This is a genomic window from Noviherbaspirillum sp. (assembly GCF_035254865.1).
Classification (GTDB): domain Bacteria; phylum Pseudomonadota; class Gammaproteobacteria; order Burkholderiales; family Burkholderiaceae_D; genus Noviherbaspirillum.
The window spans coordinates 13,115-26,400 of the sequence record NZ_DATFAF010000007.1 but is presented as its reverse complement, the minus strand read 5'-3'; the positions used below and the strand labels follow the sequence as shown (position 1 = coordinate 26,400).

Sequence of the window (13,286 nt, the reverse complement as noted above, 5' to 3'; positions counted from 1 at the left end):
GTGGCTTATTGGCCAAGGTTAAGCAGCATCTCAAACAATTGGCTTGCGGTTTGCATGACCTTTGCGGCTGCCTGGTACGCTTGCTGATAGCGCATCATGTTTGCTGCCTCTTCATCGAGATTGACGCCCGACGTTGCCTGCTGCGCCTCGATCGACTGCTCGAGCATCTTGTCTTCGGCACGGCTGGTCACCTCCAGCTCACGCGTCTTGTTGCCGACCTGGCTCACCATATAGGTATAGGCGCCCTGATAGGTCGACGTGCCGTTGGCCAGCGTATTCGCCGTCTGCAGTCCCCCGAGCAGCAAGGCATTGCGATTGTCCCCGGTGCCATTGGTGTTCGGCCCGATGGTGAAGGTGTCTCCACTTGCCGGTGCACCACTGATCTGCACGGTCCAGCCGTTATAGGTAATATTCCCGCCCGCCGTATAGGTGAGGCCGGTCGGATTGCCGGTGCCCGTACCCGTGACGTTAAAGGTCGTCGCGGAGGTAAACGTGATCGTGACCGGCTGCTGCAGGTCCGGATTCGCGGGCGGCGGTGCATTCACCGTCCCCGCGCTGATCGTGCCAGTTCCCGTATTGGCGGTCGGCGCTACGGTGCGAATCGGCGCCGCCGCTGCGATTTTTGCGATATCGTTGATCGCAACGCCAAAACCGGAAGCGCCATTGGCCGTCGGCTTGATGATGAATTCGTCACCGGCGGTAAAGGTGCCTGTATTGGTCAGGGTCACCCCTTCAATAACGTTCGCCGCCGCCGGGAACGCCGCGTTCGAATAGAGTTGCGTGTTGTCCGATAAACGCGTCACCACATAATTGCCGCCAACGAACTGCAAACGATAATCGCTTGTTGTCAGTTTGCTGGCATCGGTAATCGCAGCTCCGATCGATGCGATGGGCGCGGTCTGGTTATTCTGGCTGCTCGGGTTGATCTGCGCCGCCCCGGCGGTGAAGAAATTGCCACCGATTGCGCCATTCTGATCCTGCCCTAACTGATGCTGCGCGTTAAAGGTCATCGCGAGGCCGGTCGCCACCCGCCCAAGCGAGTTTTGCGCCGGATCCAGCGAATTCGTGCGGAAGTCAAGCAGGCCGCCCAGCTTGCCGCCGGGGAGGCTGCTGTCCGCAAGCGGACTCACCGCGCCATTCTTGAGGTAACCGACCTGAATCTTGCTGGGGTCGGTCTGCGAGGTTACCGGAACCAGTTTGAAAACCTGCGTGCCTACCGTGAGCGCCTGACCATTGCCGATGCTGACATTGACGCTATTGCCCTGCTTGACGGTTGTCACCTTGATTTCTTTGCTCAGCTCGGAAATGAGCTGGTCGCGCTGATCGAGCAAATCGTTCGCCGGCTTGCTGTCGCCGGAAGTGCCCTGCGCCTTTTCAATCGCGTCATTGAGATTCGCGATTTGCTGTGCATAGGTGTTGATGACGCCGATGCTGGTTGTGATCTGGTCGTTCACACCCTGGCGCATTTCGTTCAGCCGCCCACCCACGCTTTGAAAGCGCGCGGCCAGCGCCGTAGCGGATGACAGCATCGCCTGGCGCGATGCGGCGGAACTCGGATTGGAAGCGACGTCCTGCACGCCGTCGAAGAAATCCTGCATGGCCGATGACACGCCGGCTGTCGGATCGGCCAGCAAGTTGTCGATCTGCTTGATCTGCGAGTAGTAACTATCTACCGAGTATTTCGAGACCTGCGATGACAGCACCTGGTTGTACAGATACTGATCGAAAACCCGCTGAACGTTGCTGACTTCGGTACCCTTGCCGACAAAGCCGACGCCGATATTCTGCGCCGGCGCGGCGACCTGCACGATCTCCTGTCGGCTGTAGCCGGGCGTGTTCACGTTGGCAATATTGTGGCCTGTCGTGACCAGGCCGGTTTGCGCGGCATTCAGCGCGCTTTGCCCCACACCGAGAATACTGGATGCCATGATTTGCTCTTTTCTGCCGATTCGATGATATCTAAGTCATCGGCACGGCTGCCGGAAACTTGAGAGCCGTACGTATGATCTTTGTTGGAACATTGTCACGCGGACAATGACTGTCTGATAATGCGCGTCAGCTTGGCCGCATAATTCGGATCAGTGGCGTAACCCGCCCGCTGCAAGCCCTGGGCAAATCCCTCTGCGCTCTGCGCGTTGGCGAGCACGCTTTCATAGCGCGGATTACTGCGCAAGAGATTGGCATAGTCGCGGAACGCATCTGCGTAGGAATCGTAGGCACGGAATTTCTCCACCTTCGTTTGCGGCTCGCCATTGACGTATTCCGTCGTGGCGGCTTCGACGACCCGTCCCTTCCATCCGCCGGTGGCCTTGATGCCGAACAGATTGTGGCTTGCACTGCCATCCTGCTCCATGATCTCGCGCCTGCCCCATCCGCTTTCCAGCGCGGCCTGTCCGAGCATGAACTTGGCGGGTATGCCGGTGGCGCGGCTGGCCTCTTCCGCATGGGGTTCAAGCCGATCGCGGAAGTCCTTGATGTGTGCCGGTTGCGAGGATGGCGCCCGTGCGCCGCCGAGCGCTGCCGGATCCATCGTTGAAGAAGACATGCCGTCCGCCGCCGGAGTCGGCGCATTACCGACCTTGCCGGAGAGCTGCCTGAACAAGGCGTCAGCCAGGCCGATGCCGCGGCTTGCCATGGTCTGGCTCAACTGCTGGTCCAGCATCGAGGTATACATGCGGGTCTGCTCGCTGTCGAACATACCGTCTTGCGGCGTCGCTTCGCGCATGCTTTTCAACATCATGTTCATGAACAGCGCCTCGAATTGCGTTGCGGCTGTCTTCAGCGCTTCGGGCGAATTCGCCTTGGCCGCCTGGCGCAGCTCGTTCATGTCCTTGACATCGATCGCGAGCTTTCCCGAGAGGCTGGTTGGGTTGATCATGACGCGCCCATATCAAATGATTTCCAGCTCGGCCCGCAGCGAACCGGCCGCCTTCATCGCTTGCAGAATCGCCAGCAGGTCCTGCGGCGTCGCACCGATCGCATTGAGGGCCTTGACCACCTCGGCCAGCGATGCACCGCTCTTGAGCAAGAGTACCTGGCCAGGCTCTTTCTGGATATCGATCTGCGACGTCGCGGCCACGACAGTCTGCCCGGTGGAAAATGGCGCCGGCTGGCTGATCACTGGCTGCGAGTTGATGACGACCGACAGGTTGCCATGCGAGACCGCGCAACTATCCAGCGTCACCGCCTGGTTCATCACGACCGAACCGGTGCGCGCATTCAGAATAACCTTGGCCGCCATCTGCGCGGGCGTGATGCTGAGGCTCTCGAGTGCGCCCAGGAAGGCCACGCGCTCGTCGCTTCCGAGCGGCGCGCGAACACGGATTACCCGCCCATCCTGCGCTGATGCGGTCTCTGCGCCGAAGCGCCGGTTGACTGCATCCACGACCCGGCTGGCGGTGGAAAAATCGGTGTCGTTGAGCTCGAGATACACTGCGTCGCCGCTGCCAAGAGTCGTTGGCACGGAGCGCTCGACCGTCGCCCCCGCCGAAATGCGGCCCACGCTGAGATGATTGACCTGCGTTTTGCTGCCGTTGGCGGATGCCCCCACGCCGCCCACCAGCACATTGCCTTGCGCGATACCGTAGATCTGTCCATCCGCGCCTTTCAAGGGCGTCATCAACAGTGTCCCGCCACGCAGGCTCTTCGCATTACCCATCGAAGAAACCGTGACGTCCAGCGTCTGCCCGGGCCGCGCGAACGCCGGCAACGAGGCGGTAACAACCACCGCCGCCACATTCTTCAATTGCAGGCTGGAGCTCGGCGGCAGATTAACGCCGAGCCCTTGCAGCATGCTGACCACGCTTTGCACGGTGAATGGTGTCTGCGTCGTCTGGTCGCCGCTGCCATCCAGGCCGACCACCAATCCATAGCCGATCAACTGGTTCTGACGCACGCCCTGAATCGACGCAAGGTCCTTCAGGCGTTCCGCATGCGCCGGCGTCATGCTCCACGCGCAGGCGACAGCCGCAATGGCAAGCGGCTTGAGGATTTTCAGCGTAATAAGATCGAGGTATTTCATATGCATTCCGACATTGGCATCACATCGGCAAGATGCTCAGGAAGAAGCGGGTCAGTTGCGACATTATTTCAGCCTTGTCGATGCGGCTGTTGGTTCGGTACTCGACACGCGCGTCCGCTACTTGCGTTGAAGACACGACATTACCCGCGCCCACGGTGTCTGGGTTCACGACACCGGAAAACCGTACGTATTCCACGCCCTTATCGAGCGCGACCTGCTTTTCGCCGGCAACAACCAGGTTCCCGTTCGACAGGACCTGCGCGACCGTGACAGTGATCGTTCCGCTGAATGTATTGCTGGAGCTGGCCGATCCCTTGTCTTCGAACTTGTTGGATGAGGTTGCCGAAAGCGACGCCTTGGCGGTCGTCGTGGAAGGCACGCCGAACAGCGTTGGCGCAGCAAAACTCACGCTGCCGGTCTTGCTGGCGGAATCGGCCGCCGTCTTCCCGGCGCTTGTGCGCTCGTTGATTGCAATCGTCAGGATGTCGCCGACCAGACGCGGACGGCGATCTTCAAACATGGGCCGGTATGCCGATGCCTGGAAGATGGCGCCGTTGGATGGCGCAACCGCGGCTTGTTGCTGCGGCATGGTGCTGCTCGGATGCTGAATGATCGTTTCCGGCACCGATGCGCAACCGGCGAGCAATACCGCCAGCAAAGAACCAATTACGATCGCAGGAACGCACTTCATGTCAGCCTCGCCACGAAAAATCGATCAGACCTGGGAAAGGCGCTGCAGCATCTGGTCGGATGTTTGTATTGCCTTGCTGTTGATCTCATACGCACGCTGGGTCTGGATCATGCTCACCAGTTCTTCCACGACGTTGACGTTGGACGTTTCCACATAACCCTGCGCCAGCGTGCCCGCGCCGTTGCTTCCGGGCGTGTTGGTGTTGGGGCTGCCCGATGCGCTGGTTTCCATGAAGAGGTTCTCGCCTTTTGCTTCCAGCCCGGCCGGATTGACAAACGTCGCGAGCTGGATCGCGCCGATCTGAACCGGGGCGTTGACGCCCGGCTGCGTGACCGAGATCGTGCCGTCGCGACCGATGCTCATCGTGATGGCATTGGCAGGAACAGTCACAGCAGGCTGGACAACATAGCCGCTGGCCGTTACCAGTTGGCCCTGGTTGTCGATACTGAACGATCCGTCGCGCGTGTACGCGGTCGTTCCGTCGGGCATTAGCACTTGAAAGAATCCGACGCCCTGGATGGCAAGGTCTTTCTCATTGTTGGTTTGTTGCAGATTACCCTGCGTGAAGACACGTTCTGCGGAAACCGGGCGCACGCCGGTGCCGATTTGCAGGCCGGTCGGCAATTGTGTCTGCTGCGAGGATTGCGCACCAGGCTGGCGAACCGTCTGATAGAGCAGGTCTTCAAACACCGCGCGCGAGCGCTTGAAGCCTGCCGTATTCACGTTGGCCAGGTTGTTGGCGATGACGTCCATCTGCGTCTGCTGCGCATCCAGACCGGTTTTTGAAATCCACAAGGAACGAATCATTTTTTTCTCCGAAAACCTCTTTCATCGCCGACGAAGCGTTCTACGCCGGCACGTTACGACTCATTTTGATCCTGATGCTAGCCTGTCAAAGACAAAAGCTGGCTTGCTTTCGCCTCATTGCTCTCCACATTCTTCAGCAAGCTCATGTGCATCTCGAACTGCCGCGCGAGGCTGATCATGTTGACCATCGCATCAACCACGCTCACGTTGCTTCCTTCCAGACTGCCACCGATGACGGCAACACCGGCATCGGCATCGGCGGCGTCTCCGCCGCTCATACGGAACAATCCATCGTCGCCGCGAACGATCGATTCCTCCGGCGGATTGACGAGCTTGATACGGCCCAGCGTGGTGGCGGAACCGGCCTTGCCGACAGTGGAAATCGCCGATACCGTCCCGTCCTTGCCGACCGAGATGGTGACATCCGGCGGAATCGAGATCGGCCCGCCGTCGCCCATCACATTGATGCCGGTTTGCGTTTGCAGCACGCCGTTGTCGCTGACCTTGAAGCTGCCGTTCCGGGTATAGGCCTCGCTGCCATCCTCAAGCTGCAGCGCAATCCATCCCTTGCCTTGAATTGCCACGTCCAGGTCGCGCCCGGTGTTCTGGATCGGCCCCGGCGTGAAGTCAGTCCCGACTGTCGCATCCACCACAAAGGCGCGCGTCGGCAGCCCTTCACTGACGACAGGCACGGCCCGGAACGAATCCAGCTGCGCCCGAAAACCCGTCGTGGTCGCGTTTGCCAGGTTGTGCGAAGTATTGGCCTGCTGCTCCATGATGTGCTTCGCACCAGTCATGGCTGTGTATATGAGGCGATCCATCCGTTTCCTCCGTCGATGCAGGCAAAGCCCGCATCTTCAACAATCATTACCTCAGATTCACGAGCGTCTGCAGAATCTGATCCTGCGTCTTGATGGTCTGTGCATTCGCCTGGAAGACGCGCTGCGCGGTGATCATGTTCACCAGCTCCGCCGTCATGTCGACATTCGAGTCTTCCGTTGCCGATGCCTGGATCAGGCCCAGGCTGCCGGAATCCGGCACACCGACCAGCGCTTCGCCGGAACCGGCCGTTTCCGCCCACTGATTGTTGCCCAGCGGTTGCAGGCCATTCGGATTTCTGAAATTCGCCAGCACGACTTGCCCGAGCGTCGATGTCTTGCCGTTGGTATAGCGACCGGTGATGACGCCATCGTTGCCGATGGCAAAGCCGGAAAGGCGGCCGGAGGCATAGCCATCCTGCACCAGAGAATTCACACTGAAGGTCGAACCGAATTGCGTCGTTCCGTTCAAGTTCAAGGTCACAGTGAAGTCCGCCGCGCCGTTCGTCGGACTAGCCGCCGGCGGGTTAGGCAAATCCAGTGCTATTGAAGCAGAGGACGGCGCGACGATTTGACCGGCGGACGTGAAGGTGAACGTTCCCACGAGTCCGGGCGGAGTCGCGCTGCCATTAACCGAGGTTGCCGTATCGCAGGCGGCATAGACATTCCATGTATTGGCGGACGTCTTCACGTAATAGGTCTGAACGACATGCGGATTACCCTGGCTGTCATAAACCGTCGCCGAGGTCCCATTATGGTAGGTCGTCGGATCGGTCGCATCGAATGCCGCGGTGATCGGTGTCGATCGCCCATCAAGGTTCAACTGCGCATCAATTTCCGTCGACGTCTTCGGCGGAAGGTCCGCCGTTGTAATCTGCAGATCGGTCGCGCTGCCGGTGGCGATCCGCCCTTGCGAGTCGACCCCGAAGCCGGTGAGGTGTCCTCCGGAGGGGCTCACGATAAAACCGTTCTTGTCGAGCTGGAATTGGCCATTGCGGGCGTAGCTTACGGCGCCGCCGTTCGTCAGGCGGAAAAAGCCGCCGCCATTGATCGCCATATCAAGCGCATTATTGGAAGCCGTTACATTGCCCTGACTGAACTGCTGCGCTATCTGCGAAACGCGCGTACCGATACCCGCCGTCCCCAGGCCGGAAGTTCCACTCAATGAATTCGCATAGACATCGGCAAACTGCGTCGTGGCCGCCTTGAAGCCGACAGTGTTGGCGTTCGCAATGTTATTGCCGATTGTTTCCAGTTGCTTCGACGCGCCATTGAGACCGCTCAGACCTTGTTGAAAACTCATTTTTCTCTCCCTGCTTTCCGGGTTTATGCAATCGACTTAAAGAATTTGGCGAATATCGTTCAAACTGACACTGCCCACGCCGGGCACATTCAGGCTGACGCCTTGCGCGCCGGTTGTTACGCTTGAAACCTGACCGAATGACAACGCGGTCGCGCTCGAGCGCTGCCCGCCACGCGTCGCCGCAACTTCAAAGGTGTATCTGCCGTCCGTCGCCGCCGCGCCGCTGTCGGTTGCGCCATCCCATACCAGAGGAACGGTACCGGCCTCCCGCGCACCCAGATCCATCGTATGCACGGCATGACCGGCACCATCGCGTATGGTGACCGTGACGTTATCCGCCGCATCAGCCAGTTGCATGCCGAATACGGCGCGCCCTTCAGCGAGATCGACATTCGATCCGGGCACCAGAACGCCATGCCCGATCATGTTGGCCGCCTGCAGCGACTGACTGGATTGATAGCTTCCCTGCAGTGCCTGCAAGGTCGCATTGAGCTTGTCGATGCCAGTCACGGTCGACAGCTGCGCGAGCTGGCTGGTGACCTGCGCGTTGTCGAGCGGATTCAATGGATCCTGCGTCTTCATCTGCGTAACAAGAAGCGTCATGAAGCGATCCTGCGCCTCCTGTGCCGTCGACGCCGCAGTCTTGCGTGTTCCGTTCATCGTCGACATCAGATCGGACGAAACGGTATTGGATTGCACGGTTGTCATTCAGAGCTCCTTATTCATTGACCGAGCGTCAGCGTCTTCAACAGCATGGTCTTTGCCGCATTCATGGTTTCGACATTGGTCTGATAGGACCGCGACGCGGAAATCATATTGACCATTTCCTCCACCACGTTAACGTTTGGCATCGTGACGAAGCCATTCGCGTCTGCCTGGGGATGCTTCGGGTCATACACCATTTTCGGCGGCGACTTGTCTTCCACGACTTGTTGCACCTGGACGCCGCTCGCGGTCGGGTCGGCGGTCGGCACAGTTTGAAACACGACTTGCTTGGCACGGTAAACCTGGCCGGTCGAACTGCTCGTGCTGTCAGCGTTGGCGATGTTGCTGGCCACGGTATTGAGTCGTTGCCCCTGGGCGCTCATGGCCGAGCCGGCGACGTTGAAAATATTAAATAGCGACATGATTATTGCCCCTGAAGCGCTGCAAGCAGATTTTTGAGCTGCGTACTGACGAAGGTGACGCCAGCCTCGTAACGCAACGCGTTATCGGTGAACTGATTGCGCTCCATGTCCATATCGACCGTATTGCCGTCCACACTACCTTGCCGCACCGTGCGATACAGCAGCGGCGCGCCGCTTGGTGTCGTACCGGCTGCCGTTCCGGCGAGGTGCGCGGGAGAAGTCGTAGCCAATGGGCTCGCGGCCTGGACACCACCTGCCAATGCCTGCTTCAGCGCGCTGTTAAAATCCATGTCGCGCGCCTTGTAATTGGGCGTGTCCGCATTGGCAATATTCGATGCCAGAACCTGCTGGCGTTCAGCACGAACCCGTAACGCCGTTTGCTGGAACTGAAACGCTTCGTCAAGTTTTCCGATCATGACCACCTCCGGAAGGCATCGGTTGAAGTTCTGACAACTCGAGCCGATGATAGATTGATATAGCCTCGATCATACGAAGGCGGTAGCCGCAACGATCGGCAGAGAAGACTCTAAAACCCTCCCCTGTTCGCGCTTTTGATTTACAGCCCGCTCATTAACATTGAGCCTGAATTCAAAGCTCTGCCCGCCATGAGAACATCCTTCAACGCAATGCTCGCTGCACTCTGCCTGCTGGCAAACGCCGCAGCCGCGCAGACAGCCGCGCCCCAGCAAGACGTGGGAGCCTTGCGTCAACGAGTTCAACAATTCCTGCAAGTGCAGACAAACGGCTTGCCAGGCCAGGTCAACGTCAGCGTCGGGCAAATCGATACACGAACTTACCTCCCTGCGTGCGCCGCTCCCGAGCCCTTCCTGCCGCATGGCAGCCGACTCTGGGGCAAGACGACCGTCGGCATCCGCTGCTCGGTGCCGTCGCCATGGACCATCTATGTTTCGGCGACCGTGCAGGTTATTTCCGAATACCTTGTGACGGCGGCGCCCTTGGCGCAAGGCCAATTGATCAGCGCGAACGAACTTGCCAAGGTCAAGGGTGATCTCACGGCACTGCCGCCCGGCATCGTTACCGAGATGTCGCAGGCGATCGGTCGGACAGCAGTGGTTTCATTGTCTGCAGGCACACCCTTGCGCAACGATGCGCTAAGAAGCCAGCAGGCGGTTCAGCAAGGGCAAACCGTGCGACTGGTTTCCAGCGGCCCGGGTTTTAGCGTTTCCGCGGAGGCGCGCGCGCTGAACAACGCGGCTGAAGGCCAGGTTGCGCAAGCTCGGACCGCATCCGGCCAAGTCGTCAGCGGCGTAGCAAAAGCGGGCGGCGTTGTTGAAGTAAGCTACTAATTCACGTGCTTTTTCCTGATTTCGGGATTCAATGCTAAAGTTTCGGAAGAATGCGTCGATAAACAACATGACAAGATGCGAAAATCCGTTGGCCGGACATGAATCAGACATTAACAAGACAAGGAAGATGCCGTGAAAATCAATGACTCGCTGAAGAAAACCGCGGGCTTGGGCGTCGAGACGACGCAAACTCGCTCGGGAAAGAGCGCCGACAAGGCAGGCAGCGTCAGCAAGGCGCCGGCCGGATCGGATAGTGTCCACATCTCGTCGAAACTGGAGTCGCTGGCACAAGTCGGCGGCAATAGCGTGTTCGACGCAAGCAAGGTGGAAGAAATCAAGGCCGCGATCGCCAACGGCACATTCAAGGTCGACCCGGAGAAGGTCGCGAATGGATTGCTGGACACGGTCAACGACCTGATCCACACGCGCAAGGCTTAACAAAAATGCAAAACTCTGGCAAGAACCCGGCGATCAATCTCGGCGAAGAAATCAAAGAGGGCAATGCTCTGCTGCAGTTGCTCAAGGAGGAACAAGCGGTCCTCATCAACGCCGATGTCGAAGCGCTCGCCAGGCTTGCCGAGGAAAAGAACAAGGTCGTGGTACGCATGACCGAACTGGCACAACGCCGTCATCGCAGCTTGACCGCTGCCGGAATCGAAGCCAGCGAAGCCGGCATGAAGACATGGCTGAAAACAGCGCCACCGACAGCTGTTCAGGCATGGAATGCATTGCTGGAACTGGCCAAAGAGGTAAAAGAGCTGAATCGCGTCAACGGCCTGCTGATCGGCAAGCACATGGCGCGCGCGCAGACAGCACTGAACGTTTTGCAAGGCAATCCGCAAGGCGGCAACATGTATGGCCCGAACGGGCAATCCACCGGGCAGGCCGCCAGCCGCAAACTGGTTGTCGGCTGACAAGAAGCAACTTCCCCGTGCCGGTGATCCAGCCGGCATCGCGCGCACTTCCTGATTTTTTTCTATTTCTTGCCCTGTGCCTCCACAGGCACGTCAGTCGCCGGGTCCGGCAAATTCGACAGGATCATGACCGCCACCCGGCGGTTGCGCATGCGCCCTTCCGTCGTCTCGTTCGATCCCACCGGTTGTGTCGGCCCATGTCCGACCGCGGTCAGGCGTGCCTCGTCGATGCCGCTATCGATGAACAGCCGTATCACGCTCGACGCGCGCACGGCCGACAACTCCCAGTTCGAGGGAAACAGCGCATTCCGGATCGGCACGCTATCGGTATGTCCCTCCACCTGGATCGCATGGTCGTCATTCTTGAGGACGGCTGCCACTGCCCGCAGCGCCTGACTGCTGGCCTCCGAGAGGTGGGCGTCACCCGGCGCGAACAAGACGCTTGCATTGATCTCGACAGACACGCCCCGGCCTGATTGCGTAACGCGTACCTTGCCCTGCTCGACCAGCGGCGCCATGACCTTGAGGATGTCGCGCGCAACGCCGGTCAACTGCTCCCTCTCCTTGCGCAATGCCTCGGCATTGCGCGGCCTTACCGGCGGCAGGCTGCGCGGAAGAATGGGACTCACCGGCGGCGGCGTTCCCTTGATGGGCGCCATCTGCACTCCACCGAATGCATTGACGAGTGAATTCGACAGTACCCGATACTTGCCCTCGTTGACCGAGGACAAGGCATACATCACCACGAAAAAGGCGAACAGCAAAGTGATGAAATCGGCATACGACACCAGCCAGCGGTCGTGATTGTCGCTCTCTTCGTCGTATTTTTTACGCGCCATGGTGCGGGCTATTTGTATGCCAACCGGCGCTCTTCGACTACGCGCGCATTATCGCCATTCGCCACGCTGCAGAACACGTCCGTCAGCATTTCGCGCCGACGCACCTCGTCGGAGATGAGGGTCTTGAGCTTGTTGGCGACAGGAAGAAATACCAGGTTGGCCAGACCGACACCGTAGATCGTCGCGACAAACGCGACCGCGATGCCGCCACCCAGCTTGCCAGGGTCGGTCAGGTTTTCCATCACGTGAATCAATCCCAGTACCGCTCCGAGAATGCCGATGGTCGGAGAATACCCGCCGGCCGCCTCCCAGACCTTCGCTCCGTGCCGCTCGCGCCGTTCGTAGGTCGAGATGTCGACTTCGAGGATTTCACGAATCTTGTACGGGTCGATGCCATCGATGATCATGCGCAAACCCTTGGCGGTGAAATCGTCCTTCACATCATCGAGAAAGCGCTCCAGGCTGAGCAAGCCTTCGCGGCGCGCGGTCGTGCTCCACATGGTGATGTCCTGCACCAGCGTGCGGCTCTTGTCCTCCGGCGGAAAAAAAATCCAGCGCGCCATCGCAATGCCGCGAACGAAGTTGACGGAGCCGCTTTGCAGCAGCACGGCGCCGATGGTGCCGACGACGACGATCACGAATGCCGCCGGCTGCACCAGCGAGTCCATGTGCCCGCCTTCGAGAAACTGCCCCGACAGGATGCCCGCGACCGCGAGCAGCAGGCCGGCTAGGCTAGCCCAGTCCATGCCTGCTCCTTGAGCCGCGCACGCATGCGTGCAATGGCCTGGCTGTGCAACTGGCACACGCGCGACTCGGACACCCCCATGATTGCCCCGATCTCTTTCAGGTTCATCTCCTGTTCGTAATAGAGCCCCATCAGGATCTTCTCACGTTCCGGCAAGGCCTCGATCGCGCGAATCACCGCCTCGCGGAAACCGGTATGCATCAGTGCCTTCAGCGGATCGCTCGACTCATCGACGCAGTAACGATCAAGGAAATGTTCGTTCTCGTCCTTGTCGTGAAAATCTTCGTAATACACCAGCTGGTGGCCGCTGCCCTCGCTCAGCATGTCCTGGTATTCCTCAAGCGAGACCTTCAGTTCCTTCGCAATCTCGGCTTCCTTCGCCGTACGGCCGAGGCGCTGCTGCAGCTTGTTCATCGCCTCTTCGATCTTGCGCATGTTCTGACGGATACCGCGCGGCAGCCAGTCGCTGTTGCGCAGTTCATCCAGCATGGCGCCGCGAATGCGTTGCACCGCATAGGTTTCGAATTGCGCGCCGTGCGTTTCCTCATAACGGTTGATCGCGTCCAGCAAGCCGATCATGCCCGCCTGGATCAGGTCATCGACCTCGACGCTCGGCGGCAGCTTGGCCTTCATCTGATGCGCAAGCTTCTTCACCAGCGGAACATGCATCTCCAGCAGGTGATTCTTGTCGGATTTTCCGCTAACGGTGTACAT

At 59.3% G+C, this 13,286-nt stretch carries 16 protein-coding genes; 3 read left to right on the top strand and 13 right to left on the bottom strand.

The features are described 5' to 3' along the window. Nucleotides 1-5 precede the first annotated feature (5 nt). The 10 genes from flgK to flgB all read right to left on the bottom strand — a co-directional run bounded on the left by flgK (nt 6) and on the right by flgB (nt 9,183). Nucleotides 6-1,928 carry a flagellar hook-associated protein FlgK gene (flgK, locus tag VJ651_RS02045; protein ID WP_324105825.1) on the bottom strand — a complete coding sequence of 641 codons (1,923 nt, stop codon included), beginning with the start codon at nt 1,926-1,928 and terminating at the stop codon, nt 6-8. A 95-nt stretch (nt 1,929-2,023) separates the two neighbouring features. After that, nucleotides 2,024-2,878 (bottom strand): flagellar assembly peptidoglycan hydrolase FlgJ, encoded by an 855-nt coding sequence (flgJ, locus tag VJ651_RS02040; protein ID WP_324105824.1) that lies wholly within the window; start codon nt 2,876-2,878, stop codon nt 2,024-2,026. Between the two features lie 12 nt (nt 2,879-2,890). Further along, nucleotides 2,891-3,946, bottom strand: coding sequence for a flagellar basal body P-ring protein FlgI (locus VJ651_RS02035; RefSeq protein ID WP_324105840.1), 1,056 nt, complete (start codon nt 3,944-3,946; stop codon nt 2,891-2,893). A gap of 94 nt (nt 3,947-4,040) precedes the next feature. Further along, on the bottom strand, nt 4,041-4,712 hold the full coding sequence (locus VJ651_RS02030) for a flagellar basal body L-ring protein FlgH (protein WP_324105823.1): 672 nt from the start codon (nt 4,710-4,712) through the stop codon (nt 4,041-4,043). A 24-nt stretch (nt 4,713-4,736) separates the two neighbouring features. Next, complete coding sequence (gene flgG / locus VJ651_RS02025) at nt 4,737-5,519, bottom strand: flagellar basal-body rod protein FlgG (RefSeq protein ID WP_324105822.1); 783 nt, start codon at nt 5,517-5,519, stop codon at nt 4,737-4,739. Nucleotides 5,520-5,596: 77 nt separating this feature from the next. Continuing rightward, nucleotides 5,597-6,340, bottom strand: a complete 744-nt coding sequence (flgF, locus tag VJ651_RS02020; RefSeq protein ID WP_324105821.1) for a flagellar basal-body rod protein FlgF — start codon at nt 6,338-6,340, stop codon at nt 5,597-5,599. Nucleotides 6,341-6,386: 46 nt separating this feature from the next. Continuing rightward, nucleotides 6,387-7,640: a flagellar hook protein FlgE gene (flgE, locus tag VJ651_RS02015; RefSeq protein ID WP_324105820.1), complete on the bottom strand. Its 1,254-nt coding sequence runs from the start codon at nt 7,638-7,640 to the stop codon at nt 6,387-6,389. Between the two features lie 36 nt (nt 7,641-7,676). Beyond that, nucleotides 7,677-8,348, bottom strand: coding sequence for a flagellar hook assembly protein FlgD (gene flgD / locus VJ651_RS02010; protein ID WP_324105819.1), 672 nt, complete (start codon nt 8,346-8,348; stop codon nt 7,677-7,679). Between the two features lie 14 nt (nt 8,349-8,362). Beyond that, nucleotides 8,363-8,767 carry a flagellar basal body rod protein FlgC gene (flgC, locus tag VJ651_RS02005; RefSeq protein WP_324105818.1) on the bottom strand — a complete coding sequence of 135 codons (405 nt, stop codon included), beginning with the start codon at nt 8,765-8,767 and terminating at the stop codon, nt 8,363-8,365. A gap of 2 nt (nt 8,768-8,769) precedes the next feature. After that, nucleotides 8,770-9,183: a flagellar basal body rod protein FlgB gene (flgB, locus tag VJ651_RS02000; RefSeq protein ID WP_324105817.1), complete on the bottom strand. Its 414-nt coding sequence runs from the start codon at nt 9,181-9,183 to the stop codon at nt 8,770-8,772. Between the two features lie 189 nt (nt 9,184-9,372). On the opposite strand from flgB, the gene flgA reads away from it, so the two are divergent. The 3 genes from flgA (at nt 9,373) to VJ651_RS01985 (ending at nt 10,988) form a co-directional block, all read left to right on the top strand. Next, the gene (gene flgA / locus VJ651_RS01995; protein ID WP_324105816.1) at nt 9,373-10,074 is read left to right on the top strand and encodes a flagellar basal body P-ring formation chaperone FlgA; all 702 of its coding nucleotides are present in this window, start codon (nt 9,373-9,375) and stop codon (nt 10,072-10,074) included. Nucleotides 10,075-10,206: 132 nt separating this feature from the next. Then, nucleotides 10,207-10,512 (top strand): flagellar biosynthesis anti-sigma factor FlgM, encoded by a 306-nt coding sequence (gene flgM / locus VJ651_RS01990; RefSeq protein ID WP_324105815.1) that lies wholly within the window; start codon nt 10,207-10,209, stop codon nt 10,510-10,512. 5 nt (nt 10,513-10,517) lie between these two features. Next, on the top strand, nt 10,518-10,988 hold the full coding sequence (locus tag VJ651_RS01985) for a flagellar protein FlgN (protein WP_324105814.1): 471 nt from the start codon (nt 10,518-10,520) through the stop codon (nt 10,986-10,988). Nucleotides 10,989-11,050: 62 nt separating this feature from the next. Here VJ651_RS01985 and motD read toward each other — a convergent pair whose 3' ends face one another. From motD to VJ651_RS01970, 3 genes are read right to left on the bottom strand one after another with little or no spacing between them, the layout of a single operon-like run. Beyond that, the gene (gene motD, locus VJ651_RS01980) at nt 11,051-11,827 is read right to left on the bottom strand and encodes a flagellar motor protein MotD (RefSeq protein WP_324105813.1); all 777 of its coding nucleotides are present in this window, start codon (nt 11,825-11,827) and stop codon (nt 11,051-11,053) included. 8 nt (nt 11,828-11,835) lie between these two features. Continuing rightward, nucleotides 11,836-12,573, bottom strand: coding sequence for a flagellar motor protein (locus tag VJ651_RS01975; protein WP_324105812.1), 738 nt, complete (start codon nt 12,571-12,573; stop codon nt 11,836-11,838). Continuing rightward, entirely contained in the window at nt 12,555-13,286 is a 732-nt protein-coding gene (locus VJ651_RS01970; RefSeq protein ID WP_324105811.1) for an RNA polymerase sigma factor FliA, read from the bottom strand. The genes VJ651_RS01975 and VJ651_RS01970 overlap by 19 nt, the downstream gene beginning before the upstream one ends.

Bases quoted from the DNA above. Each gene is read 5' to 3' on its own strand.
- flgG (WP_324105822.1), bottom strand. From the start codon at position 5,519: ATGATTCGTTCCTTGTGGATTTCAAAAACCGGTCTGGATGCGCAGCAG.
- VJ651_RS02030 (WP_324105823.1), bottom strand. From the start codon at position 4,712: ATGAAGTGCGTTCCTGCGATCGTAATTGGTTCTTTGCTGGCGGTATTG.
- flgA (WP_324105816.1), top strand. From the start codon at position 9,373: ATGAGAACATCCTTCAACGCAATGCTCGCTGCACTCTGCCTGCTGGCA.
- flgC (WP_324105818.1), bottom strand. From the start codon at position 8,767: ATGTCGCTATTTAATATTTTCAACGTCGCCGGCTCGGCCATGAGCGCC.
- flgB (WP_324105817.1), bottom strand. From the start codon at position 9,183: ATGATCGGAAAACTTGACGAAGCGTTTCAGTTCCAGCAAACGGCGTTA.
- flgE (WP_324105820.1), bottom strand. From the start codon at position 7,640: ATGAGTTTTCAACAAGGTCTGAGCGGTCTCAATGGCGCGTCGAAGCAA.
- VJ651_RS01985 (WP_324105814.1), top strand. From the start codon at position 10,518: ATGCAAAACTCTGGCAAGAACCCGGCGATCAATCTCGGCGAAGAAATC.
- VJ651_RS01970 (WP_324105811.1), bottom strand. From the start codon at position 13,286: ATGTACACCGTTAGCGGAAAATCCGACAAGAATCACCTGCTGGAGATG.
- flgF (WP_324105821.1), bottom strand. From the start codon at position 6,340: ATGGATCGCCTCATATACACAGCCATGACTGGTGCGAAGCACATCATG.
- flgK (WP_324105825.1), bottom strand. From the start codon at position 1,928: ATGGCATCCAGTATTCTCGGTGTGGGGCAAAGCGCGCTGAATGCCGCG.
- VJ651_RS02035 (WP_324105840.1), bottom strand. From the start codon at position 3,946: ATGACGCCGGCGCATGCGGAACGCCTGAAGGACCTTGCGTCGATTCAG.
- VJ651_RS01975 (WP_324105812.1), bottom strand. From the start codon at position 12,573: ATGGACTGGGCTAGCCTAGCCGGCCTGCTGCTCGCGGTCGCGGGCATC.
- flgD (WP_324105819.1), bottom strand. From the start codon at position 8,348: ATGACAACCGTGCAATCCAATACCGTTTCGTCCGATCTGATGTCGACG.
- flgJ (WP_324105824.1), bottom strand. From the start codon at position 2,878: ATGATCAACCCAACCAGCCTCTCGGGAAAGCTCGCGATCGATGTCAAG.
- motD (WP_324105813.1), bottom strand. From the start codon at position 11,827: ATGGCGCGTAAAAAATACGACGAAGAGAGCGACAATCACGACCGCTGG.